A 22,770-nucleotide genomic window follows, 5' to 3' on the forward strand; every position below is an offset into this window, starting at 1 on the left:
GGAGTGGGGGAGCGAGCCGCCTATGGGTGTGAGCCGGGGGCGGGTGCGGATAGGTGGATCTGCTTGACCTTGTGCCAGCGCGGATTGAACTCCACGAACACGATGTCCCCGACGCGCATGTGGGTGTACAGCGACCGTTCGATGCGGAATGAGAAGCCTTCCGGTGATGCTCCGTCGTCGATGCAGCAGCAGTAGTACGTCGTGCTGTCCTCGCCACCTGATTCGTATGTCCAGCGCTTCACTACCTGTCCGGTGAACGCGCCATGCGTGGGGATTGACGCACGGCGGCGGTTCGCCGGGAGCCACTTGCCGAGGATCAGCCCACCGAACAGTGCCAGCGGCGCGAGCGATATCAGTGTGCCGAGGCTGCCGCCGATCGCGAAGTGGCCCACTGAGGCGGCCGGGAGGGTGAAGAAGGCGCCGAAGATCCCGAGCAGGACGGCCACTCTCGGCTTCCCCCAGGACGGCACGTCCAGTTCGCCCACCTTCACTGTGCGCCAGCGGCCCCCGTATGACGACCAGACGTAGCCGCCCGGCAGCGGAGCCGATCCCTGTGCCGCCAGCGATTCGGGGGAGTTCGGCGAGGGCAGTGCGCCTGACGGCGCCTGGTCGGCGATCACCGCGCCGTCGAAGCCGCCGCCGTGCCGCTGCCACCACTCGACGGCTGCCTTGCCCTGATCGGTCAGCTTGGGGCGGCTGGCCCGGTTCACGATGATCGAGCAGGCGATCAGCATGGCGATCCCGGCGCCCCATCCGCTTCCGGCGGATCCGGTCGCCGAGGTGGTCGCGAGACCCGCGCCCACCGAAAGGCCGAGCGGGACCGAGCACGCCGTGATGTCGCGTATGCCGCGGCTGATCATGCCGGCGGCGCGGGCCTCCTGCTCGACCGACTCGCTGAAACGCTTCCACCAGGGCGCGTAGTCGTCGCCTTCACTGCTGGTCAGCGCGGACAAGGGAACGGTCGGGAGGTTTCCGGTGCGCTGTACGACTCGTTCGAGCGCTATGTGTTCGAACTGCCTCAGCTGATCTGGTCCCGGCAAACGGGTGATTCGCACGACCGGCACGCCGAGGTCCGCTGGCTCGATCCGCAGCCAGCCGTCTTCGGCGAGCGCGAGCAGCGCCCGCGTGAAAACCGCCTCGCTCACCTTCCTCTCGCTCAGCAAGTACACCACGACGGCAGGTGGCAACTGTTGTGGATGCGGCGGATGTGGCGGATGTGGCGGTTGCCCTGGATTCTGCCGGTGTTGCGGGTGCTGATGTTGCGGACTAGGCTCCATCTCCCGATCCCTCCCCATTCCCCCTACGAACGCGAACGTGCGGGACATCGCACGTCTCGTCGTGTACGCGATCGTGTTCTGTGTGCGCGTACGGGTCAAGCCCGTTCGCCCAGACTTCGCCTTGGCGTATGTGTTCTGACACTATGTCTGGCACCGTGACGGTCTGCGACACGACGCGGTGCGCGTATACGCGCGTGCTTGGTACACGTTTGCGTGCGTGCTTTCGTTCGCTCGCGTGTGTTCGCAGAACGGTTCTGACAACGATTCCAGCAGGTAGGCGGGTACGGCAATTCATCGAGTTGGCCTAGGGCGGCGTTGCGCCGTTCATGCGGATGTTGCGCGCCGTGCTCGACACTGTGGTCACGACGTCGACGTCGTTCATCGTTCACGTCGACGAAGCCCAGGCGCCGCAAGGAGGCTCCATGCACCCGGCCGTCCCGGCCTTCGCCGATCCGTCCGAGCAACCCCCTGAGCTCTCGGGCACTGCGGGCACAGTGCTCTCGGGCAACGGGCTCTCGGGGGAGGGCGAGGCCAAACCGCTGCTGGACGCCCCGCAGAACCTCGCCGCCGGGATCATGATGTGGGTCTTCGTGATCGGCCCGATGGTCGCGCTCGCCGCCGTGGTCCCGCTTGCCTGGGGCTGGGGACTGACGATGCTCGACGTGGTCATGTTCGTCGTGGCCTACGCGATCTCCGGCGCGGGCATCGCGGTCGGCTACCACCGCCACTTCACGCACCGCTCGTTCAAGGCGCGGCGACCGCTGCGGATCGCGCTCGCAGTCGCCGGCTCGCTCGCGGTGGAGGGTTCGCCGGTGCAGTGGGTGGCGAACCACCGACGTCACCACGCGTTCTCCGACCGGGAGGGTGATCCGCACTCGCCGTGGCGTTACGGCACCAGCACCGGCGCGGTGTTCAAGGGGCTGCTTCACGCGCATGTCGGCTGGATGCTCAAGCGGGAACTGAGCAACCGGGCCAGGTTCGCCCCGGACGTCGCCGCCGACCGCGACATACGCATTGTCGGCTACCTCTTCGGCCCGCTGACCGCCGTCTCACTGCTCGGCCCGGCACTGGTCGGCGGGCTGGTCACCGACACCTGGACCGGCGCGCTGGCCGGGTTCTTTTGGGCGGGCATGATCAGGATGGCGCTGCTGCACCACGTCACCTGGTCGGTGAACTCCATCTGCCACGTCGCCGGCAAGCGGCCGTTCGCCAGTCGCGACCGCGCCACCAACTTCTGGCCGCTGGCGATCCTGTCCTTCGGGGAGAGCTGGCACAACTCCCACCATGCCGACCCCACCGCCGCGCGGCACGGCGTGCTTCCCGGCCAGATCGACGTGGCCGCGCGGACCATCTGGCTGTTCGAGCGCTTCGGCTGGGTCTACGACGTGCACTGGCCGCGCGCGGAGCGGCTGGCCGCCAAGCTGCTGCCGGAACCCGAGGCGGCTGTGGAGTCCACGCCCTGAGGGGTGCGGGGCACGAACGGATTGCCGAGGTGCTGCACGTGTGGCTGGCGCCCGGCAGTTCATGCGCACACCCTCTAACGTTCGGCCGAGGCTCGTGGCGTGCCGCTTTCGGCGGTGAGTGGTGAGTACAGCTGGCGGCCCGCGCCCCCCGGATCGGCGCGGCACTACAATCCCGGCATGACCGACGACGCCCCGGACCCGAGCGCTGCGCTGGAGATGCGCGCCTCCGACGCCGACCGCGAGCAGGTCGCCGAGCGGCTGCGAGACGCGGCGGGCCACGGCCGGTTGACGATGGACGAGCTTGAGGAGCGTCTGGAACTGGCCTTCGCGGCGAAGACCTACGCCGAGCTCGAACCGCTGACCCGCGACCTGCCCGCGCCGGGGACGGCCGCGCCGCTGCACACAGCGGCTGCCGGCGCCGTGTTGGCGAAGGTCGGTGGGACGCCCACCGGCCGACGCTGGTCGATCGCGATCATGTCCGGCTCGACGCGGCGCGGACGGTGGGTGGTTCCGCGGCGGTACAACGCGTTCGCGTTCTGGGGCGGTGTGGTGATCGACCTGTGCGACGCGGTCTTCGCCGAACGGGAGACGGTCATCCGGGCCTACGCGATCATGGGCGGCGTCGACATCATCGCGCCTCAGGATGTTGACGTTCATGTCGAGGGTATTGGGATCATGGGCGGATACGACGACGCGACCTCCAGCCACGTTGATCCGCCGCCGCACGGCGCGCCGATCGTGCGCGTGACGGGGATCGCGTTCTGGGCCGGGGTGGCCGCGCGACGCAAGGCGGCGAAGAACCAGGAGAAGAGCGTGGGAAAGGGCGGGCGCGGCGAGCTCACTTCGTGATCGTGCTGCTGGGCTGCGCGCCGGGGGTCGTGGCCAGCAGGAACGCGGGGAGCGTTGTCGTGGCCGGTGAGCCGGACGGCGCCAAGTGTGCGTACTGAGTCGCGCAGGAGAAGCCGTCGATGATGATGGTGACGTCGGCGACGGTGCCGTGAGTTTCTTCGGCTCCTGATTTCGTGTATGTGTGTCTGTATGCGGACGCGTATGCGTGCTGGAGCTTCGGTAGCCACTGTTCCTCACCGATGGTGCGGGACACCGCCTCGTGTGCGGCGCTGAACCCGAATGAGCCCGCGAGGCCGCAGCATCCGGCGTCGAGCACTGATACGTCGTGCCCGAGGCTTTCGAGCAGCTGCCGGTCGGCGTCCGCAGAGCGGATCGCGCGCGCGTGGCAGTGCGGATGGATGAGCACGCGGCGGGGCTCGGCGGCACGCGGCAGCGCCGTCGGGGTGCCGGTCGCAAGCAGGTGTTCGGCGGGCGATCGGGCGAGCGCGGCCAGCTTCGCCGCGCGCGGATCGTCGGCCAGCAGCTTCGGCAGCTCGTCCCGGAACGCCGCGAGGCAGCTGGGCTCCGGGACCACGACCGGGGTTGCCCGCGCGATGTGGACGTCGAGGACGTCGAGCAGGTGACGCAGGGTTCTACGGGCGAGCCCGAGCATTCCGGTGTCGTACAGCGGGCGCGCGCAACAGGCCCACTCGGTCGGTACGGCAACGGACTCGCCCGCGGCTTCGAGTACTGCTTTCCAGGACAGGGCGAGATCGGGCCGGTAGGCGTCGGTGAACGTGTCGGGCCACAGGACGACGGTCGGCGCGTCGAGCCGAGCCGTCGCGGGCCGTGTCCGGATGGTCTGCCGCGCGGAGCGGTCGGCGAAGCGGGGCGCAGGGCGGCGAGTCGTCAACGCGGCTGTGCGTTTGAGCAGGGGGCTGAGGAACGGTGCGGTGAGCGCGGCGTTGGCGAGCTGTGGCGCGCGAGTGGCCGCGCGGGCGAGCCAGGGGATGAATCCGAGCGCGTACATCTCGCGCGGCCGCAGCCTGCCCCGGTAGTGGTGGGCGAGGAATTCGGCCTTGTATGTGGCCATGTCCACGTGCGTCGGGCAGTCGACGGCGCAGCCCTTGCACGCCAGGCACAGGTCGAGCGCCTCGCGTACGTCTTCGTTGCGCCATGACTCGGCGGTGACCTCACCTTGGAACAGCTCGACCAGCAGTTTCGCCCGGCCGCGGGTGGAGTGCCGCTCGTCGCGGGTCGCGCGGTACGAGGGGCACATCACGCCTGCGTCGTCACGACGGCAGCGGCCCACGCCGACGCAGCGTTCTGCGGCGTGCTGGAACGAACCCGCGTCCTCGGCGAACGGGAAGTGGGCCGGAGTCAGGGCGCTGGTTCGGTAGCCGGGGCCGAAGCGCAGATCGGCGTCGAGCGGATACGGATCGACCACCTTGCCGGGGTTCATCCGGCCGCGAGGGTCGAAGACCGCCTTGACCTGACGGAATGCGTCCACGAGTTCGGGCCCGTACACCCGTTCCAGCAGTTCCCCGCGGGACTGGCCGTCGCCGTGCTCGCCGGAGATCGACCCGCCGAGCGACGCGACCAGGTCGGCGGCGCGCTCGACGTACTCGCGGTAGTCGCGCAGACCGGTCTCGGTGCGCAGGTCGAAGTTGTTGCGAGTGTGCACGCAGCCCTGGCCGAAGTGCCCGTACCAGGCGCCGTCGTAGCCGAACCGTGACCAGAGTTGCGCGATGGCGCGCAGGTAGATGCCCAGCTTCTCCGGTGGGACGGCCGCGTCCTCCCAGCCCTCCAGGTTGTGGGTGCCGTCGCCGCGCAGCGCGGTCGCGCCGAGGGCCGACTCGCGGATCGCCCACGCGCCGCGCTGCTCGGCCGGATCGTCCACGCTGCGGTCGGCCGTCGCCGGGGTTGGGCCGGCGACGCGCACGGCCGCGACGAAACGGGCCGTGCGCTCGTCGGCCTCGGCCGGGTCGTCGGCACCGATCTCGGCCAGCAGCCAGCCGCCAGAGTTCTCCCGCACGGCCCGGTCGAGGTCGGGCAGCAGGCCGAGATGCTCCGTGTTCAGGCCGCGGGCCTGCATTTGGCGCACCAGGGTGATGTCGAAGCCTTCGAGTCCGAGCAGTCCCTCCGGAAGCGCGGCGAGCAGGCTGGGCACGGCGTCTGCGGCCTCGTACACGTCGCGGTAGGCGAGGATGACCAGGCGGCGGTGCGCGGGATCCGGGATCAGGCGGACGACCGCCTCGGTGACCAGCACGCAGGTGGACTCGGTGCCGACGAGCAGCCGGGCCACGTGTGTGGGTCGGCCGGGGAGGAGCTGGTCGAGGTTGAACCCTGAGACGCGGCGCGGCAGGTCGGGAAAGCGTTCGGCGACCAGGCCGGCGGCGCGGCGGCCGATCTCGCGCAGCGAGGCGACCGCAGCCGCTTCCGGGGCGTTCTGCGTGACCAGCGCCGCGTACTGCTCGTCATCGTAGGACCCGAACTCGTACTGCGCGCCGCCGTACGCCACGACGCGCAGCCGCTCCACGTTGTCGACGGTCTTGCCGGCGAACAGCGCGTGCGTGCCGCAGGAGTTGTTCCCGATCATCCCGCCGAGCGTGCACCACGCGTGCGTCGCCGGATCAGGGCCGAAGGTCAGCCTGTGCCGCTGTGCGGCGCGGCGCAGGTCGTCCAGCACGATGCCCGGCTGGACCCGGGCCGTGCGGGCGGCCGGGTCCAGGTCGAGGATCGCGGTCATGTGCCGACTGAAGTCGACCACGACGGCCTCGTTGCAGCCCTGCCCGGCCAGCGAGGTGCCGCCGCCGCGGCCGAGTACGGGCACGTCGAAGTCGGCGCAGATCGACAGGGCACTGACGACGTCGGTCTCGTCGCGCGGGAACACGACGCCGATCGGCACGTGCCGGTAGTTGGAGGAGTCGGTCGCATAGACGGCTCGGGTCGCCGCGCCGAACTCGACCTCTCCGCGCAACGCGGCGCGCAGGGCCGATTCGAGAGGGGATGGCCCGGCGGGCTCCGGAGTGGAGGGAGCGGAGACTGTGGAAGGGACAGAGGGGGCAGGGGGTGCGGAGGTGGTGGAGCCGTCCGGCGTGCCGTGCGGCGCGGAATCCGATGGGTCCGACGCCGAGCCCGACGCGGGGCGTTGCGGATCCGATTCCGGCTTCGGATCCGATTCCGGTTCCGGTTCTGTGGGGCCCTGCGGCGTTCCGCTTTCAGGCATGCCGGACCGCCCACAGCGCGGCCTGCGTCCGGTCGGCCACGCCCAGCTTCATCAGCACGCTGGAGACGTGCGTCTTCACCGTCTTCTCCGAGAGCGTCAGGGCTCTGGCGATCTCGCGGTTGGAGCGGCCGCGCGCGATGAGGTCCAGCACCTCACGCTCGCGTGCCGTCAGCTGCGGATCGGCGCCGTTGCCGGCTGCCCGCCCCTTGTCCGCGGTGAGCAGTGCGGCCGCCACATCCTGGCTCAGCAGCACGTGCCCGACGGCCACCGCGCGGATCGCGGCCGCCAGCGCCGAGGGCTCGACTTCCTTGGACACGTAGCCGCGCGCGCCGGCCCGGATCGCGGGGACCACGGTCCGCTGCTCGCCGAAGCTGGTCACGATCAGTACCCTGCTTTCCACGGCCGCCTCGGCCATCAGCTCGATCGCCGCCACGCCGTCCGTGCCGGGCATCACCAGGTCCAGCAGCACCACGTCGGGGCGCAACTCCTGCGCCAGCCGGGCGGCCTCGGCGCCGTCCCCCGCCTCGCCGACCACCTCGATGTCCGGCTGCACCTCCAGGAAGACGCGCAGACCCTGGCGCACCATCGGATGATCGTCGGCGATCAGGACGCTGATCTTGCCGGAGGTGCGGGACGTGCCGGGGCTGCCAGTCGCTCCGGCGCCGACGGAGGCCGGATCACGCTGGCCGTCCACCGGGCACCTCCAACCGTACCGTCGTGCCCTGACCCGGCACGGAGGTCACCTGCACGCGTCCGCCGACCGAATCAGCCCGTTCACGCATCGACACCAGCCCGAGCCCCCGCTCCGCGGAGCCGGACTGCACGTCGAAACCGAGCCCGTCGTCCACGACTGTCAGTACCGTGCCGCCGCGCGGTAGCGGGCCGAGCGACAGCTCGATGTGCTTCGCCTCCGCGTGTCGCAGGGCGTTGTGCAGAGCCTCCTGCGCGACGCGCAGCACCACCTGTTCGTGCAGTGGCGGCAGGGCGCTGATGGGCTTCTCGTGGAAGGTGACGCGTGGTCCGCCGCTCGTCTGGTGTGCGCGGTCGATCACGTCGATCTGCTTGCGCATCGCCTGCGCGAGGCCGTCCTCGTCCAGCTCCGCCGGTCGCAGCTCACTGACCGCCGCGCGCAGTTCCTCGGCCGCCTCCCCGGCCAGCGCGGAGATCTGCCTCAGGTGCGAACGCACGCGCTGTGGATCGGCCTCCACGAGGCCACCTGCTGCCTCGGCGGTCAGACGCAGCGCGAACAGCTTCTGCGCCACCGCGTCGTGCAGCTCGCGGGCCAGTCTCGTGCGTTCCGCCACGATCGCGAGCTCGCGTTCCCGCTCGTAGAGGCGCGCGTGCGTCAGTGCGATGGCCGCGTGCGCCGCGAGCACGGTGAGCAGTTCCTCGTCCTGCTCGGTGAACCCGCCGCTCTCCCCGGGCGGGCTGGTGTTGCCCAAGAACAGTGCGCCGAGGATCTCGTCGCAGTCCCGGATCGGCACGCCGAGGAACGCGGTCAGTCTCGGGTGCGCCTTGGGCCACCAGCCGAAACGCGGGTCGGCGGTGATGTCGTCGAGCCGCTGCGGGTTCGGGTCGTGCAGCATCACCGAGAGCATGCCGTGCTGGCGCGGCAGCGGCCCGATAGCGGCCCACTGCTCGTCGCTGACCCCCTCGACCAGGAAGCGGGCGAAGGACCCGGCGCCGTCCGGCACGCCGAGCGCCGCGTACTCGGCCCCCACCAGCTCGCGGGCGGTGCGCACGATCCGCCGCAGCGCCTCGCCGGTGTCCAGGTGCCGGCTGATCGTCAGCACCGCCTGGCTCAGCTCGTGCAGCGTGGCCAGGGCCTGCGACCGGTCGGCGGTGGTGGACACGCTTCCACCGTAGCGCGCTGCACGCGTCCGCAGATCGGTCGCTGCTCCGCCTGAGGTCCTAGGACCGATGGACGAGCGGGGTCCGGTCGCCGGACCGATCCGCGCGCAGGCCGCCCGGCGCGAGAGTCGAGCCATGACCACTTCGAAGTACGAGACGACACTGACACCGCTGCACAAGACGCCTCTCGGCGACGGGAGCCGCAAGCCGGTCGCGATCATCACCGGCGCCTCGCGTGGTCTGGGCCGGGAACTGGCCGGCGCACTGGCCCGGGACGGCTGGAAGCTGGTCATCACGGCGCGCGGCGCCGCCGAGCTCGACGAGGCCGCCGCGCAGCTGTCCACGCTCACCGAGGTCGCGGCGCTGGCCGGCAGCGTCGTGGACGACGATCACCGAGCCGACCTCGCCGACGCCGCGGCGCAGCTCGGCGGTACCGCCCTACTGATCAACAACGCCTCGACGCTGACCGGCTACGACCTGGCCGGCGCCGCGCTGCCGGCGCTCGGAGGGTTCCCGCTGCCCGGCCTGCTGGAGACCTTCGCGGTCAACGTTCTCGGGCCGATCGCGCTGACCCAGCTGGTGCTGCCGCAACTGCGGCAGGTCGGCGGCGCGATCATCAACGTGTCCTCCGATGCCGCCGTCGAGGCCTACCCGGGCTGGGGCGGCTACGGAGCGAGCAAGGCAGCGCTCGACCACGCCTCCGCGATCCTCGCCGTGGAGGAGCCCGACCTGCGGGTCTGGGCTGTCGACCCGGGCGATATGCGCACACGTATGCACCAAGAGGCGTTCCCCGGCGAGGACATCTCCGACCGGCCGCTGCCGGAGACCGTGGTCCCCGCCTTCCGCGCGCTGCTGCGCGAGTGGCCCGCCTCCGGGCGGTACCGCGCGGCGGACCTGCTGGTGAAGGCGAGCGTCTGATGACCCTGACACTGGCGTTCGGGACCGAACCCGCTGCTGAACCGACTGCTGGATCCGCTGGCGAATCCGCTGCTGGATCCATTGCTGAATCCACTGCCGCAGGTTTCGACTTCGCCGTTCCCGACGAGTTGTCCGCGCACGAGCCGCCCGAGGCGCGCGGCGTGCGCCGGGATCAGGTGCGGATGCTCGTCGGACGACGCGCCGGGCTGCGGTTTTCCCATCACACGGCCGCCGACCTGCCGCAGGTACTGCGGCCGGGGGATCTGCTGGTGGTCAACAACTCAGCCACGCTCCCGGCAGCGCTCGACGCCACGCTGTCGGACGGCACGCAGGTGGCGCTACACGTGTCGAACGCGGAGCCGGATGCTGGAGGGGAGCACCTGGTCGAACTGCGCAGTCGGCGGCAGGGCACGACAGCCCCGTTCCGAGCCGACGAGTCTCCGGCTCGCCCGGGGCTGGTCGTCACCCTGCCGGGTGGTGCCGTGGTGGAGTTAACCTACGGATTCACCCGACGGCTGTGGTACGCGCGCTTCCGGTTCCCGGAGACGATGACGATGACGCAGTATTTGATGCGTTACGGCAAGCCGATCCGCTACTCGTACGTGGACCGTGACTGGCCGTTGTCGGCGTATCAGACCGTTTTCGCGGTCGAGCCCGGCAGCAGCGAAATGCCGAGCGCTGCGCGTCCCTTCACGCCGGAACTGGTGACCGCGCTCGTTGCGCGGGGCATCCTGATCGCCCCGATCACGCTGCACACCGGCGTAGCTTCGCCCGAAGCGCATGAGGCGCCTTACGCCGAGCGCTACGGCGTACCGCAGAGCACGGCGCGTCTGGTCAACCAGGTGCGCGCGTCCGGCGGCCGGGTCATCGCGGTCGGTACCACCGTCGTACGCGCGCTGGAGTCAGCGGTCGGCCGCAGCGGCGAGGTACACGCGGCTGATGGCTGGACTGACCTGGTCATCACCCCGCAGCGCGGCGTGCACGCCGTGGACGGACTGCTCACCGGTTGGCACGAGCCGCGTGCCTCACACCTGCTGATGCTTGAAGCCGTAGCCGGGCGACCACTGCTCGATCTCTGCTACGCCGAGGCGATCCGCGAGCACTACCTGTGGCACGAGTTCGGCGATATTAACCTTTTGCTGAAGACTGATTGATACGACTGTGTACTGGTTCCCCAGTGGGGCGGCCATCGCCGTCATGACCAGCCGGGACTAGCTGGAACCGGTCGAGGCCGTGGCCAGCCCGACGATGACGCTGATGAACACCACCGCGTAGCCCACGGCCAGCCAGGTGGAGCGGTGGCGGCGCACGGTCACCGCTCCGATCGCCGCGGCGGCCGCAACCAGCGGGGAGACGAACACCGGCAGCGCGAAGGCGTACCACGGCCCGTTCGACGAGCACAGCGCCGAGCCGTTCGGCGCGCAGCCGGTCGCGGTGGACAGGACTCCGGCGAAGAAGGTGAGCACCGCGCCGGCCACGGCTACCAGCGGGAGCAGCAGCGCAGTGCAGCCGATGCCGCCGCTGATCTCCGGCCGTGCTCGGCGGTCGGCCGCGTCTGGACCGGTCTCGGCTTCGGTCTCGTCCGCGGAATCGGGGTCCGTGTCCGCGCCCGCGTCCGGCTCCGCATCGTCGTCCCTGGGCGCGAACAGCGAGATGCGGTCCTGCGAGCTGCGGCCCTCGGTGTCCGGCTGGGCACCGTCCGATTCGGTTGTATACGCTGCGGTTCGACCGCGCTCGGCCGATTCGCCGTCTTCGGCTTCCACGCTGGTGGCTCCCTCCTTGAGCTGGACAGTCTATGCGTTCGCACACCAGTCCAGGAGGCGGGTCGGCCAAAGTCCAGCCCGTGGCCGCCGCATGGCCGCTCGACGGCGCCCGCGGGCGATTGCGGCACAGGTCCGCCCGAGGCGGTCGGCTTCCGGCCGGACCGGTCGTAATCGGGAAAAGGTGGGAACAAGGGCGGGATAAGACCGGCGCGCATGGGCATGATGAGGGATATGCGGCCTCTGATTGGCCTGACGGCCTACCGGACCCATGCAGCCTGGGGAGTGTGGCACACTCCCGCCGCGCTGCTACCGCATGCGTATGCGGATCATGTGACATCGGCGGGCGGGGCTCCCGTGTTGCTGCCGATCGGCGCGGACGACGCGGCGGCCGCGGTGGTGTCCCGGCTCGACGGGCTCATCCTGGCCGGCGGCCCGGACATCGAGCCGGTGCGCTACGGCGCGGCCCCGGACCCCTTCGCCGAGCGCTCGCAGGCCGACCGGGACACCTGGGAGGTCGCGCTGCTGATGGCGGCGCTGCAAGCCGAGCTGCCGGTGCTCGGCGTCTGCCGCGGCATGCAGCTGATCAACGTCGTCCTCGGCGGCACGCTGCACCAGCACCTGCCCGACCTCGCCGGCGGCGAGCGGCACCGGCCGGCGCCGGGGGTCTACGGGACCGTGCGGGTCCGCCTGGACACGAACATGCTGCCCGGCTCGGTGCTCGGCGCGAGTGTGGACGTGCCCTGCCACCACCATCAGGCGATCGACCGGCTCGGCAACGGCCTGGTGGCCAGCGCGTGGGCGCAGGACGGGACGATCGAGGCCCTGTGGGTCCCGCACCGCAAGTTCCTGATCGGCGTGCAGTGGCATCCCGAGGTACGCGACGATCCGGCGTTGTTCACCGCGCTGGTCAAAGCCACCGGCTAGGTGGCGGCGCGCGAGAGAACAGAAGGCGGGAGAGCGACCGCGAGGGTGCCGGCGAGTCGCGGCGGCGTCAGTGCGCGCGCGTGAGCAGCATGCCCGCTTCCGCCGCGGTGTCCACCAAGTGGATATTGGTCGCCATCGGCCGCGAGTAGGCCAGCGCGCGCAGCAGCGGCCACGCGGGCAGCGTGTTCGTCCAGTGGTTGATTCCGACGAGGATCAGCCGCCGCGGTGTCGCGCTCTTCGGCGCGTAGTACGCGGGCGTCGTGGCCTGGAAGATCTCCTGCACGGTGCCCGCCGCGCCCGGCAGGAACACCATGCCCGCGTTGGAGCGGTCGAGCAGCCGGTCCTCGCGCACCGCGTTGGAGAAGTACTTCGCGATGACGCTCGCGAAGGCGTTGGGCGGCTCGTGCCCGTAGAACCAGGTCGGCACGGCCAGCGACGCTCCGGCGCGTTCGGCCGGGAACGCGGCGCGCACCGCGAAGGCCGCGCGGATCCACGCGGTCGGGTCGGGCTGGAAACCGCGCACGGCGCCGAGCGTCCTGACCGCGTCGTCCAGCGCGCTGTCGGTGAACGGGGCGAGATAGGCCCCCAGGTTCGCCGCCTCCATCGCGCCCGGCCCGCCGCCGGTGGCCACCGTGAAGCCCGAGCGTGTCAGGGTCCTGCCGAGGTAGGCGGCCGCCTCGTAGCCGGAGGAGTCGCGCGGCACCGCGTGCCCGCCGAGCACGGCCACCGTCCTGCGCCCCGGCAGGAACTCGCCGAGCGCGTCGCTGATCGAATCGTCGTGCAGCCCGCGCAGCATGATCTCCAGCACGTCCTCACGGTCGCGCGACCCCGACTCCCAGGCGTAGGCGAGGGCGTCAGGGGTCTGCTCGTAAGGCTTCTGCGCGATGCCGTCGTAGAGCTCCTCGGCCGTGTACAGCGTGCTGCGGTAAGGGTCGAACGGCAGATTGGGCGCCGGCGGGAACACCATCGAGCCGCGCTGCCGTAGATCCGCGGCCACCGATTCGGACAGCGTGCAGCCCAGGAAAACCGAGTCGGTGACGTCCGCGGAGCGCAGTTCCCAGCCACGGTCGACCAGATTTATCGCCTGCAGCCGGCAGCCGGCCAGGCTGCCTCCGGTTGATTTCAAGTGATTGTCGAAGGCTGCCAGCGACTCGATCTCCATGTCGGGCTAGCCTAGTCGCCGTGCGCGCGCCCCGGGTACTAGACCGCCCAATCGGGCCATCGGAGAGTGCTCGAACGCTCACTCACCGGTCGCGCCGTCGATGCGCTCGCGCAAGAAGTCGGCGTGGCCGTTGTGCCGTGCGTACTCTTCGATCATGTGAATCAGCACCCAGCGCAGCGCGTATTTGCGGTGCGGGCGGGAGCCCTCGAAGTCGAGTTCGTGCGCCGCGGCGATCTCGCGCGAGCGGGCGCAGGCGGCCCGCCAGGTCTCGTACACCTCGGCGGGGGAGTGCGTGCCGAGATCGTTGAAGTCGCCGTCCGGGTTGTCCTCGGAGTAGTACGTTCGAGTCAACTCCTCGCCGCCGATGACGTGGTCGAACCAGCCCCGCTCGACTTCGGTCAGGTGGCGCAGCAGCCCGAGCAGCGAGAGGCCGGACGGCTCGACCGCGCGCAGCGCCAGCTGCTCGTCGGTCAGTCCGGAGCACTTCCAGGCGAGCGTGTCGCGCTGGTGGTCGAGGAAGCCGGTCAGCAATGTGCGCTCGTCGGCGACGGTCGGCGGATCGATGCGGTCGGTGGAGTCCATGGTGATCGTCATGGACCCATCCTGGCAGAGCGGGCCGACCCTTACCCGGTCACGAATCGGTGACCGGTCGGCTACGGATACCGGTCTTGAAATCATCCATATGTGCGACGAAGCTTGCCTGCCATGGCACGTACATACCTGTCGACACTCTCGCCGCGCCGCCGTTGGGGGATCGCCGGCTGCGCCGGTGGGGCCGTACTGTTGCTCACCGCCGCCGTTGGCAACCCCTGGACGTGGTCGACCATTTCCGGGCTGGCCGCACGGCCGGTGGGCCGGGGCGTCCCGCTGCTCGCGGACGCGCTCGGCGTCTTCCACTGGACCGTCGGTCCGCACGGCGGCTCGGCGCCCGCCGGGCAGACCTCCGCGTACTGGATCGCAGGGCTCGTACTGGACCTCGGCTGGCCGCTGCTGGTCCTGCTCGGCGCGCGGTTGCTGGCCGGTGGTCTGGCACTGCGCCGCGCGAAGCTCTCGCTGGTGCTCGGTGTGTGGAGCGTGGCCACGCTGACCGCGGCGGCGACCGGCCTGCTCGCAGGGCTGGTCGACCACGCGGTCGCGCCGGGGCTGCGGATCTTCGATCTGCCGGTCCCGTCCGGCGCGCCCACCGGGGACGTCCTCGCCCTGCAAGCCGCCACGATGGGGCTGCTCGGCGCGGTACTCGGCTGGCTGCCGGGGGTCACCGCCGCGATCGGCTACTCGGTCCGCCGGGTCGAGGCGCTTGCCGCCTCGCCCTCGGCGGAATCGGGTGCGCAGCACGCCGAGGGCGAGTCCCGCACGCTTGACCTCGCAGGGCTCGAATCCCTGCGCAAGGCCCGGCGGCGCGGACGCGAAACCGCCCTGCCGGACGCCGCCACATCCTCGTTCTTCGCCGCGGAATAGGAGAACGAGGCTCGCCGCCGTGCGCGCCGGGTGACGCCACGTCACGACGCGCGCACGGCGGTAAATGTGAAGGCAGCAAAGGTAAAACTGTCGCGCGGTCGGGCGCCGGTGTCGAAGCCGGTACCCGGCCGCGTGTTCAGCGCGCGCTCAGATCGCCTTGCCCGGATTCAGGATCCCGAGCGGGTCGAGCGCGCGTTTGATCGCGAGGTTCGCCGCCAGCGTCTGCTCGCCGAGTTCCTCGCCGAGCCAGTGCCGTTTGAGCGTGCCGACGCCGTGCTCGCCGGTCAGCGTGCCGCCGAGGGCGAGCGCCGCGCGGAACACCTCCTCGGCCGCCGCCCAGATCTCGTCCGGAATCCGCGGCAGCGTGCGATCGAACACGAACACCGGGTGCAGGTTGCCGTCCCCGGCGTGGGCGACCGTCGGCACCGTGACGCCGTGCTTCTCGGCGATCCCGGCCACCGCGTCGAACATCTCAGGCAGCTGCGAACGCGGTACGCACACGTCCTCGATCAGGCAGGAGCCGAGGCGCTCGATGGCGTTGAACGCCGCGCGCCGCACGTTGAGCAGTTCCGCGGCCTCCGCCTCGTCTTCCGAGACCGCGACCACGGACGCCCCGCCCGCCTCACAGCACTCGGCCATCACCGCAGCCGCCGCAGCGGCGTCGGAGCCGTCGGCCTGCGCCAGCAGCATCGCCCCGGTGGCCGGGTCGAGGCCGATGTTGCGCCAGTCGTCGAGCGCCTTGAGTGTCGTGCGGTCTATCAGTTCCAGCAGGCTCGGTCCGACCGCCGACCGGACGATCGCGAAGACCGCCTCGGCGGCCTGACGTACCGTCGCGAACTCCGCGGCCACGGTCACCGGCGGCTGCTTCGGCGCGGGACGCAGCCGCAGCGTCGCCTCGGTGACCACCGCCAGCGTGCCCTCCGAGCCGACGAGCAGGCTGGTCAGGTCGTATCCGACGACGCCTTTGATCGTCCGGCGGCCGGTGCGGATGACGGTGCCGTCGGCGAGCACCGCCTCAAGGCCGAGCACCGATTCGCGGGTGACGCCGTACTTCACGCACCGCAGGCCGCCGGCGTTGGTGGCGATATTGCCGCCGATCGTGCAGGTTTCATAGCTGGACGGGTCCGGCGCGTACATCAGGCCGTGCTTGCGCGCCTGCTTGTCCAACTCGGCGTTGATCACACCGGGCTCGACGACCGCGATCTCGTCCTGCGCGGACAGCTCGCGGATCGCCGTCATCTTCGCCACGGACAGCACAAGGCAGCCGTCGATGGCGGCCGTGCCGCCGACGATCCCCGTCCCCGCGCCGCGCGGGATGACCGGCACCCGGTTCCGAGTGGCCCAACGCAGCGCGGCCACGACGTCGTCACGTTCGCGTGCGACGACGACCGCGCAGGGCTGACCCGGCGTCACATACGAGTGCTCGTCGTTGCAGTACGCGGACATCTGATCGGGGTCGGTGACGACCCGTCCGGCCTGGAGTTCGTTTACGAGATCGTCGGTGATCATGTCTACGGGTCTATTCGCGCACGCGCAGGGTGTCAACGGGCCGTGCAACCGGTGTGCGGCGCCGATAGCCCAGCAGCGTGTACGCCAGGGTGACGTAACGCTCTACTAACGCGTCGAGTGGCACTGGGCCGTCCGGCCGGTACCACTGCGCGACGGCGTTACACGCCGCGATGACCGTGCGACGTGCGTCGTCCGGATACGGCGTGGTGAAGATGCCGGTCGCGATGCCTGCGTCGATCGCGGAGCGGAACAGGTCCGTGGCCTGCCGCTCGCGCTGCCGGTAGGCCGCCGCCATCTCCGCGGGCAGCGCGCGGGCCTCGTTGATCAGAATCAGGCTGGCCACCGACCGTTCCGCTCGATATCGCACGGTCGCCCCGACCACGGCCGCCAACCGCGCCGCCGGGTCGTGCCCGGCCTCGGTCAGCGCCTCGCCGCACATCGCGAAGTAGGCGTCCAGGCCTTCGTGCAGGAGCGCGGCGAGCAGTGCCTGCTTGCTCGGGTAATAGTGATACAAAGCGGACAGGCTCACCCCTGCGCGGGCGGCGATGTCCCGGATCGAGGTGGCGTAGTAGCCGCGCCCGGCGAACTCCGCGGACGCGGCGTCGAGCAGCGCCTGGTGCCCGGCTGGGCGTCCGGCCATGGGACCGCTCCTTTTTCTCCGGGCGGGTCGCTTCCGGAAAGGTCGCCGCGCTTTCCGGAGAGGTCGCCACTGCTGGACAGGTAGTGCTACTGGCGAGTAGCTTAACGGTCGTTCAACGGTATCCGCGAGGAGGCAAACCCCGTGCTCCGTAGCATCTACAACGAGGACCACGAGGCGTTCCGGTCGATGATCCGGGACTTCATCGAAGCCGAGGTCGTCCCGCACCACACCGAGTGGGAGAAGCAGGGCCACGTCCCCCGCGAGTTCTACCTGCGCCTCGGCGAGCTCGGCCTGCTCGGGATCAACGTGCCGGAGGAGTACGGCGGCGCCGGCGAGAGCAGCTACAAGTTCAACATGGTCATCGCCGAGGAGACCGCCCGCGCGGGCGTGACCTTCGGCGCGTTCGGCATCCACGCCAACCTGGTGCGGCCGTACCTGCTCTCCTTCGCCACCGAGGAGCAGAAGCGGCGCTGGATGCCCGGCTTCGTTTCCGGCGAGATGATGGGCGCGCTGGCGATGACCGAGCCGGGTACCGGCTCCGACCTGGCCGGCATCGCCACCACCGCGAAGCTGTCCGCGGACGGCGCGCACTATGTCCTCAACGGGGCCAAGACGTTCATCTCCGGCGGCGTGCTGGCCGACCGGGTGCTGGTGGTCGCGCGCACTGCGCCGTCCACCCCGGAGGACCGGCGCGGCGGCCTGTCGATCCTGTTCGTGGACACCAAGTCGCCGGGCTACTCGGTCGGCAAGAAGCTGGACAAGATCGGCCTGAAGGCCTCGGACACCGCGGAGCTGGCGTTCCAGGACGTCAAGGTCCCGGTCGAGGACCTGCTCGGCGAGGAGGGGCAGGGCTTCAAGTACCTGACCCACAATCTGGTCGAGGAGCGGCTGGCGATCGTGGTCGGCTCGACCGCCGCGGCGGCCGCCGCGATCCGCTTCGCGGTCGACTACGTCAAGGAGCGCAAGGCCTTCGGCCAGTCGATCTCCTCGTTCCAGAACACCAAGTTCGTGCTCGCCGACTGCGAGGCCGAGTTCCAGGCCGCGCAGGCGTTCACCGACCGCGCGGTGGAGCTGTTCGACGAGGGGAAGCTGAGCCCGGCGGACGCCGCGGCGGCCAAGATCTTCACCACCGAGGCGTCGGGCCGCATCATCGACAAGTGCCTTCAGCTGCACGGCGGCTACGGTTACATCAACGAGTACCCGATCGCGCGCCTCTACGCCGACGCCCGCGTCGCCCGGCTGTACGGCGGCACGACGGAGATCATGCGCACGATCGTCGCCAAGTCGTTGGGGCTGTAGCGGCGCTCGCCGGTCTCACCAGCCGTCAGTTGTCGGAGCGCGCTGCCCTCAGCCGTTCTTCGAGCAGCAGCAGGCCGTAGGCGCCGATCGTGCCCAGGTCGGTGATGCGCCCGTCACGCAGCATCGTCTCGACCTCGTCGCGGGGGAACCACTTCGTGACGAGGTCGACCTCTTCCGGGTCGGGGGCGGCGGCCTGCGGGTCCGGGCTCAGCTCGGTGGCCAGCAGCACGTTGCAGGCCTGGCTGGAGAAGCCGTAGGCGTGAAAGAAGCGGCCGAGCGGCGTGAACCGCCCGGCACGCAGACCGGTCTCCTGAGCCAGTTCGTGCCGCGCCACGGCGACCGGATCGCCGTCGGCCCGGTCGGGCAGCGTGCCCTGCGGGAACTCCCAGTACCGGCCGCCGACCGTGTAGCGGTACTGCTCGACCAGCCAGAACCCGTCGTGCTCGAACGGCACGATGAGCGCGGACGGGGGCTTGTCGATGACGCCGTATATACCCGCGCTGCCGTCCTCGCGGAGGATCTCGTCCTCACGCAGAGACATCCATGCGTTCTGATAGACGATCCGGCTGGAGACCTGTTCGATCACGGCCCAACCTTATCGGGGCTCTTCGAACTTGTGGCGGCTGCGGGCTCGCCCGCCGCTGTGCGCCGCTGTGCGGCTGCCGACCCTGCGCCGCCGGCCCCGGTCAAGTTCGAAGAGGGCCTGTCGGCGCACAGCGAAGCGGGGTGTTGTACCGTGCGCGCGTGGGTGAAATCGGGACGGCGATCACGGGCCTGTTGAACTTCCGGGACGTCGGCGGCCTGCCGACCTCGAACGGAGCCCGGACCAGATTCAAGACGTTGTATCGCTCGCACTCGCCGAGCGGGCTCGGCCCCGAGGGGATGGCGGAGATCCGCGCTCTGGGCCTGGGTGCGGTGCTCGACCTGCGGGACGAGTTCGAGACCGTGCAATGGCCGTACGATCTCGGCGCGCCGTCGATCCGGCGGTACTTCGTCCCCGTCCTCGGAAACCGGCCCGTGCCGCCCGATCAGGCGGACCTCTATCTGCACATGGTCGAGGAGTGCGGATCCGAGTTCACCCGAGCTGTGCTCGCGATGGCGGACGCGCAGTCGCTGCCGCTGCTCGTGCACTGTGCGGTCGGCAAGGACCGCACCGGCGTGACCGTGGCGCTCGCGCTCAGCGCGGTCGGCGTGACGGACGAGGCGATCGTCACGGACTTTCTACGCAGCAACCCCGGGCTCAACATTCCCGACCCCGGCCTCGACGACAGCGAGGACGACGGCGATGGCGACGGGACCCGCGACCGCTTTCTGATGCACCATCACGTGCGCGCCGCGCTGATCGAAAGCGCGCTGGCACGCGCGCGCCTGCTCGGCGGCGACGTGCCCGGCTACCTCGCCATGCACGGCATGACCGACGCCGAACTGGATGCCCTGCGCACCAACCTCACCGAGCCGCTCGATGACTGACGGGCAGTGTGCGAAGCCGCTGTGTTGATGGCGGGGCGCGCGTTCCGCAACGCACCCCCGTTCCGGAACCCGCCGCTGTGCAGGGAGGTCTTCGGACGCGATACTGGTCCGGGTGGAAAGCTCCGATGACCGCCGGTCCGTCCGGCGTTCTTCGGCAGGGTGGACGGGAGTGTCACGTGGCGGTCACCGACGAGGCGATCGAGAAGATCAAGGGCATGATCGTGACCGGGGCGCTGCGGCCCGGCGACCGGCTGCCGAAGGAGGCCGACCTCGCGTCGGATCTCGGGCTGTCGCGCAACTCGCTGCGCGAGGCGGTGAAGGCGCTCTCACTCATCAACATCCTGGACGTGCGCCAGGGCGACGGTACCTACGTGACCAGCCTGGAGCCGCGCCTGCTGCTTGAGGCGCTCAACTTCATCGTGGACTTCCACCAGGACAACACGGTGCTGGAGTTCCTGGCGGTGCGCCGCATTCTGGAGCCGGCCGCCGTCGCCATGGCCGCCACCCGGATCGCCGAGGATGAGATCGCGGCGCTGCGCGGTCTGGTCGACGGGCTCGGCGAGGCGCCGGAGATCGACAAGCTGGTGGCCAGCGACCTGGAGTTCCACCGGCGGATCACCGCCGCCTCCGGCAACTCGGTGCTCTACTCGCTGCTGGACACCCTTTCCGCGCCCACGGCCCGCGCCCGGGTCTGGCGCGGCCTGACCCAGGAGGGCGCGGCGGCGCGCACGCTGGCCGAGCACCGGGCGATCCTCGACGCGCTGGCCGCGCGCGATCCCGAGGTGGCGCGCTCGTGGGCGACCGTGCACATCGCGAGCGTGGAGCAGTGGCTCGCCTCGGTGCTGTAGCTGTAGTGGTTAGGACGTTGGGCGCTGCATCAGCTCGTCAGGCAGTTGCTCGGCACGCAGCCGCCCCCGTCCGTCAGACCGAGCCAGGCGCGACCAGACCGGATTCGGTCAGCTCGGCCCACAACTGCTCGGGGATCGGGTGCTCGAACGCGGCCGCGTTGTCGCGGACCTCCGCCGCGCTGCGGCAGCCGACCAGCACGCTGGCGACCACCGGTTGCCGCAGCGGGAACTGCACCGCCGCCGCCTTGAGCGGCACGCCGTGGCGCGCGCAGACGCCGCCAAGCTTCTCCGCGGCGCTCAGCAGTTCGGCCGACGCCGTGACGTAGTCGAAGTGCGCGCCCGGCTTCGGGTCGGCCAGCAGGCCGGAGTTGTACACGCCGCCGATCACCACCGACGTGCCGCGCCGCGCGCACTCGGGCAGCAGGTCGGCGAGCGCCGACTGGTCGAGCAGCGTGTACCGCCCGGCGCACAGCACCACGTCGAGGTCGAGGTCGCGCACGAAGCGGGTCAGCATCGCGGACTGGACCATCCCCGCGCCGATCGCCCCGACGACCCCTTCGCCGCGCAGTTGCGCGAGCGCGGCGTATGCGGACTCGTAGACCTCGCGCTCGTGATCGTCCGGGTCGTGCAGCAGCACCACGTCGATCCGGTCGAGCCCGAGCCTGGTCAGCGAGCTCTCGATCGAGGCCCGCACGCCGGCCGCGCTGAAGTCCCACTCGCGCACGCGCGGCGGCGTGTCCACGAAGCCCAACGGCTGCGCGTCCTCGCCGGGACGCTGTGGCCGCAGTAGTCGGCCCACCTTCGTCGACAGCGTGTAGGTCGCCCGATCGCGGCCCGCCAGGGCGCGGCCGAGCCGCTCCTCCGACAGGCCGACGCCATAGTGCGGCGCCGTGTCGATGTAACCGATGCCGACGTCGAACGCCGCATCGACCGTCGCCAGCGTCTCCTGCTCGGTCACCGCCGTGAACAGGTTGCCCAGCGGCGCGGCGCCGAGGGAGAGCGCGGTGACCGAGACGCCGCTGCGTCCCAGTGGACGGCGGTCGAAGACGCGAACGGGGCTGTCCAAGGGAATCGCTCCGGCTCTGGTCGGTGCGTGCTCGGGTAGGGGTGGGTCGCCCTCGGCGTCCCGGGTGCGGCCGAAACGCCGAGGGAGTCATTCTGGTGGTGCCGCTGCTGCGCTGATTCGCCGCTGCGCTGTAGCGCTGGGTCCGTGTTCCGCTAATCCTCGGCGCTCGCCTCGCCACCGACCACTCGGGCCAGGGCCAGGGCGAACAGGATGACCGCGCCGCTGATCGCCAGCTGCCAGTAGTTGGAGACCTGCGCCAGGTCGATGATGTTCTGCACCAGGCCGAGCAGTACCACGCCGCTGGCCGCGCCGACCATGCCGCCCCGCCCGCCGCGCAGCGACACCCCTCCGATCACCGCCGCCGCGAAGACCGTGAAGATGATGCCTTCCTGGTAGCCCTGCTGCACGGTCACCGCCGAGACCTTGCCCGCCTCCATCAGCCCGCCGATCGCGGCGAGCACCGATCCGGCGACGTACACGCCGATCTTCACCCGGTCCACCTTGATGCCGGCTGCCCGCGCCGCCTCCGGGTTGCCGCCGATCGCATAGATCGCCCGGCCGACCCGGTGGTATCGCAGGAACAGTCCCGTGACGACGAATATCGCGCCCGCGACCAGCAGCGAGACCGGGACCTGGCCCACGAAGGCGCTACCCAGGTACGCGAACGCGCTCGGCAGGCCGTACGGCGACTGGCCGTGCACCACGCCGTTCTGCACCCCGGCCAGCAGGACCGTCATGCCGAGCGTGACGATGAAGCCGTTCAGCCGCGCCTTCACGATCAGCAGGCCGTTGGCCAGGCCGACCGCCGCGCCGATCGCCAGCAGGATCAAGATGCCGAGATACCGGTTGAGCATCGCGCCGGAGCCGAAGGCGAGCGTCGGCACGATCAGCCACGCCGCGATCATCGGGGCGAGGCCGTAGGTGGCCTCCAGCGACAGGTCCATCCCGCCGATCAGCAGGATCAGGCTCTCGCCGACCACGGTCACGCCGAGGGCGGAGACCTGCTGCCCGACGCCCGACACCAGGTTGCCCACGGTGAAGAACGCCGCGCTCTGGCTCGCGCCC

The 22,770-nt window shown here is 70.5% G+C and carries 21 protein-coding genes; 9 read left to right on the top strand and 12 right to left on the bottom strand.

The features are described 5' to 3' along the window. Positions 1-20: 20 nt before the first annotated feature. Complete coding sequence (locus VGS97_RS06465) at positions 21-1,325, bottom strand: DUF2207 family protein (protein ID WP_326852309.1); 1,305 nt, start codon at positions 1,323-1,325, stop codon at positions 21-23. A gap of 296 nt (positions 1,326-1,621) precedes the next feature. Between VGS97_RS06465 and VGS97_RS06470 the strand changes: the two genes are divergently transcribed. Together VGS97_RS06470 and VGS97_RS06475 are read left to right on the top strand one after the other, a co-directional pair. After that, complete coding sequence (locus VGS97_RS06470; protein WP_326852310.1) at positions 1,622-2,740, top strand: acyl-CoA desaturase; 1,119 nt, start codon at positions 1,622-1,624, stop codon at positions 2,738-2,740. Between the two features lie 177 nt (positions 2,741-2,917). Beyond that, the gene (locus VGS97_RS06475; protein ID WP_326852311.1) at positions 2,918-3,589 is read left to right on the top strand and encodes a DUF1707 SHOCT-like domain-containing protein; all 672 of its coding nucleotides are present in this window, start codon (positions 2,918-2,920) and stop codon (positions 3,587-3,589) included. Here VGS97_RS06475 and VGS97_RS06480 read toward each other — a convergent pair. From VGS97_RS06480 to VGS97_RS06490, 3 genes are all read right to left on the bottom strand, one after another. Then, positions 3,579-6,548 (bottom strand): FAD-binding and (Fe-S)-binding domain-containing protein, encoded by a 2,970-nt coding sequence (locus tag VGS97_RS06480; RefSeq protein ID WP_326852312.1) that lies wholly within the window; start codon positions 6,546-6,548, stop codon positions 3,579-3,581. The two genes, VGS97_RS06475 and VGS97_RS06480, sit on opposite strands and share 11 nt — an antisense overlap. A gap of 241 nt (positions 6,549-6,789) precedes the next feature. After that, complete coding sequence (locus VGS97_RS06485) at positions 6,790-7,413, bottom strand: response regulator transcription factor (protein ID WP_349262006.1); 624 nt, start codon at positions 7,411-7,413, stop codon at positions 6,790-6,792. Between the two features lie 61 nt (positions 7,414-7,474). Further along, the gene (locus VGS97_RS06490; RefSeq protein ID WP_326852314.1) at positions 7,475-8,650 is read right to left on the bottom strand and encodes a GAF domain-containing sensor histidine kinase; all 1,176 of its coding nucleotides are present in this window, start codon (positions 8,648-8,650) and stop codon (positions 7,475-7,477) included. A 133-nt stretch (positions 8,651-8,783) separates the two neighbouring features. Between VGS97_RS06490 and VGS97_RS06495 the strand changes: the two genes are divergently transcribed. Continuing rightward, a complete protein-coding gene (locus tag VGS97_RS06495) occupies positions 8,784-9,566 on the top strand; it encodes an SDR family oxidoreductase (protein ID WP_326852315.1) in 783 nt (260 codons plus the stop codon). Beyond that, positions 9,566-10,720 carry an S-adenosylmethionine:tRNA ribosyltransferase-isomerase gene (locus VGS97_RS06500; protein WP_326852316.1) on the top strand — a complete coding sequence of 385 codons (1,155 nt, stop codon included), beginning with the start codon at positions 9,566-9,568 and terminating at the stop codon, positions 10,718-10,720. Before VGS97_RS06495 ends, VGS97_RS06500 begins: the two co-directional genes overlap by 1 nt. A gap of 57 nt (positions 10,721-10,777) precedes the next feature. On the opposite strand, the gene VGS97_RS06505 is transcribed toward VGS97_RS06500, so the two are convergent. Beyond that, complete coding sequence (locus VGS97_RS06505) at positions 10,778-11,329, bottom strand: hypothetical protein (RefSeq protein ID WP_326852317.1); 552 nt, start codon at positions 11,327-11,329, stop codon at positions 10,778-10,780. Between the two features lie 231 nt (positions 11,330-11,560). Here VGS97_RS06505 and VGS97_RS06510 point away from each other — a divergent pair, with 231 nt between their 5' ends. Then, the gene (locus tag VGS97_RS06510; protein ID WP_326852318.1) at positions 11,561-12,253 is read left to right on the top strand and encodes a gamma-glutamyl-gamma-aminobutyrate hydrolase family protein; all 693 of its coding nucleotides are present in this window, start codon (positions 11,561-11,563) and stop codon (positions 12,251-12,253) included. Between the two features lie 67 nt (positions 12,254-12,320). Here the strand turns inward: VGS97_RS06510 and VGS97_RS06515 are convergent, their stop codons facing one another. Both VGS97_RS06515 and VGS97_RS06520 read right to left on the bottom strand, forming a co-directional pair. Next, the gene (locus tag VGS97_RS06515; protein ID WP_326852320.1) at positions 12,321-13,415 is read right to left on the bottom strand and encodes a hypothetical protein; all 1,095 of its coding nucleotides are present in this window, start codon (positions 13,413-13,415) and stop codon (positions 12,321-12,323) included. A gap of 78 nt (positions 13,416-13,493) precedes the next feature. Next, positions 13,494-14,009, bottom strand: a complete 516-nt coding sequence (locus VGS97_RS06520; protein WP_326852321.1) for a DinB family protein — start codon at positions 14,007-14,009, stop codon at positions 13,494-13,496. A 111-nt stretch (positions 14,010-14,120) separates the two neighbouring features. Between VGS97_RS06520 and VGS97_RS06525 the strand changes: the two genes are divergently transcribed. Then, positions 14,121-14,873 (top strand): hypothetical protein, encoded by a 753-nt coding sequence (locus VGS97_RS06525; RefSeq protein ID WP_326852322.1) that lies wholly within the window; start codon positions 14,121-14,123, stop codon positions 14,871-14,873. Positions 14,874-15,020: 147 nt separating this feature from the next. Here VGS97_RS06525 and VGS97_RS06530 read toward each other — a convergent pair whose 3' ends face one another. After that, the gene (locus tag VGS97_RS06530; protein ID WP_326852323.1) at positions 15,021-16,382 is read right to left on the bottom strand and encodes an FAD-binding oxidoreductase; all 1,362 of its coding nucleotides are present in this window, start codon (positions 16,380-16,382) and stop codon (positions 15,021-15,023) included. A 10-nt stretch (positions 16,383-16,392) separates the two neighbouring features. Beyond that, the gene (locus VGS97_RS06535; protein ID WP_326852324.1) at positions 16,393-17,022 is read right to left on the bottom strand and encodes a TetR/AcrR family transcriptional regulator; all 630 of its coding nucleotides are present in this window, start codon (positions 17,020-17,022) and stop codon (positions 16,393-16,395) included. Between the two features lie 141 nt (positions 17,023-17,163). On the opposite strand from VGS97_RS06535, the gene VGS97_RS06540 reads away from it, so the two are divergent. Beyond that, entirely contained in the window at positions 17,164-18,321 is a 1,158-nt protein-coding gene (locus VGS97_RS06540; RefSeq protein ID WP_326852325.1) for an acyl-CoA dehydrogenase family protein, read from the top strand. 25 nt (positions 18,322-18,346) lie between these two features. Here the strand turns inward: VGS97_RS06540 and VGS97_RS06545 are convergent, their stop codons facing one another. After that, entirely contained in the window at positions 18,347-18,862 is a 516-nt protein-coding gene (locus VGS97_RS06545; RefSeq protein ID WP_349262007.1) for an NUDIX hydrolase, read from the bottom strand. Positions 18,863-19,065: 203 nt separating this feature from the next. Here VGS97_RS06545 and VGS97_RS06550 point away from each other — a divergent pair, with 203 nt between their 5' ends. Together VGS97_RS06550 and VGS97_RS06555 are read left to right on the top strand one after the other, a co-directional pair. Beyond that, a complete protein-coding gene (locus tag VGS97_RS06550) occupies positions 19,066-19,791 on the top strand; it encodes a tyrosine-protein phosphatase (RefSeq protein WP_326852327.1) in 726 nt (241 codons plus the stop codon). Positions 19,792-19,967: 176 nt separating this feature from the next. Continuing rightward, positions 19,968-20,639: a FadR/GntR family transcriptional regulator gene (locus VGS97_RS06555; RefSeq protein WP_326852328.1), complete on the top strand. Its 672-nt coding sequence runs from the start codon at positions 19,968-19,970 to the stop codon at positions 20,637-20,639. A 73-nt stretch (positions 20,640-20,712) separates the two neighbouring features. Here VGS97_RS06555 and VGS97_RS06560 read toward each other — a convergent pair whose 3' ends face one another. Both VGS97_RS06560 and VGS97_RS06565 read right to left on the bottom strand, forming a co-directional pair. Next, positions 20,713-21,705: an aldo/keto reductase gene (locus VGS97_RS06560; RefSeq protein ID WP_326852329.1), complete on the bottom strand. Its 993-nt coding sequence runs from the start codon at positions 21,703-21,705 to the stop codon at positions 20,713-20,715. A 152-nt stretch (positions 21,706-21,857) separates the two neighbouring features. Further along, a partial coding sequence (locus VGS97_RS06565) for an ABC transporter permease (protein ID WP_326852330.1) occupies positions 21,858-22,770 on the bottom strand: 913 nt, incomplete at its 5' end.

The sequence above is a fragment of the Actinocrinis sp. genome, assembly GCF_035946395.1.
GTDB lineage: Bacteria > Actinomycetota > Actinomycetes > Streptomycetales > Catenulisporaceae > Actinocrinis.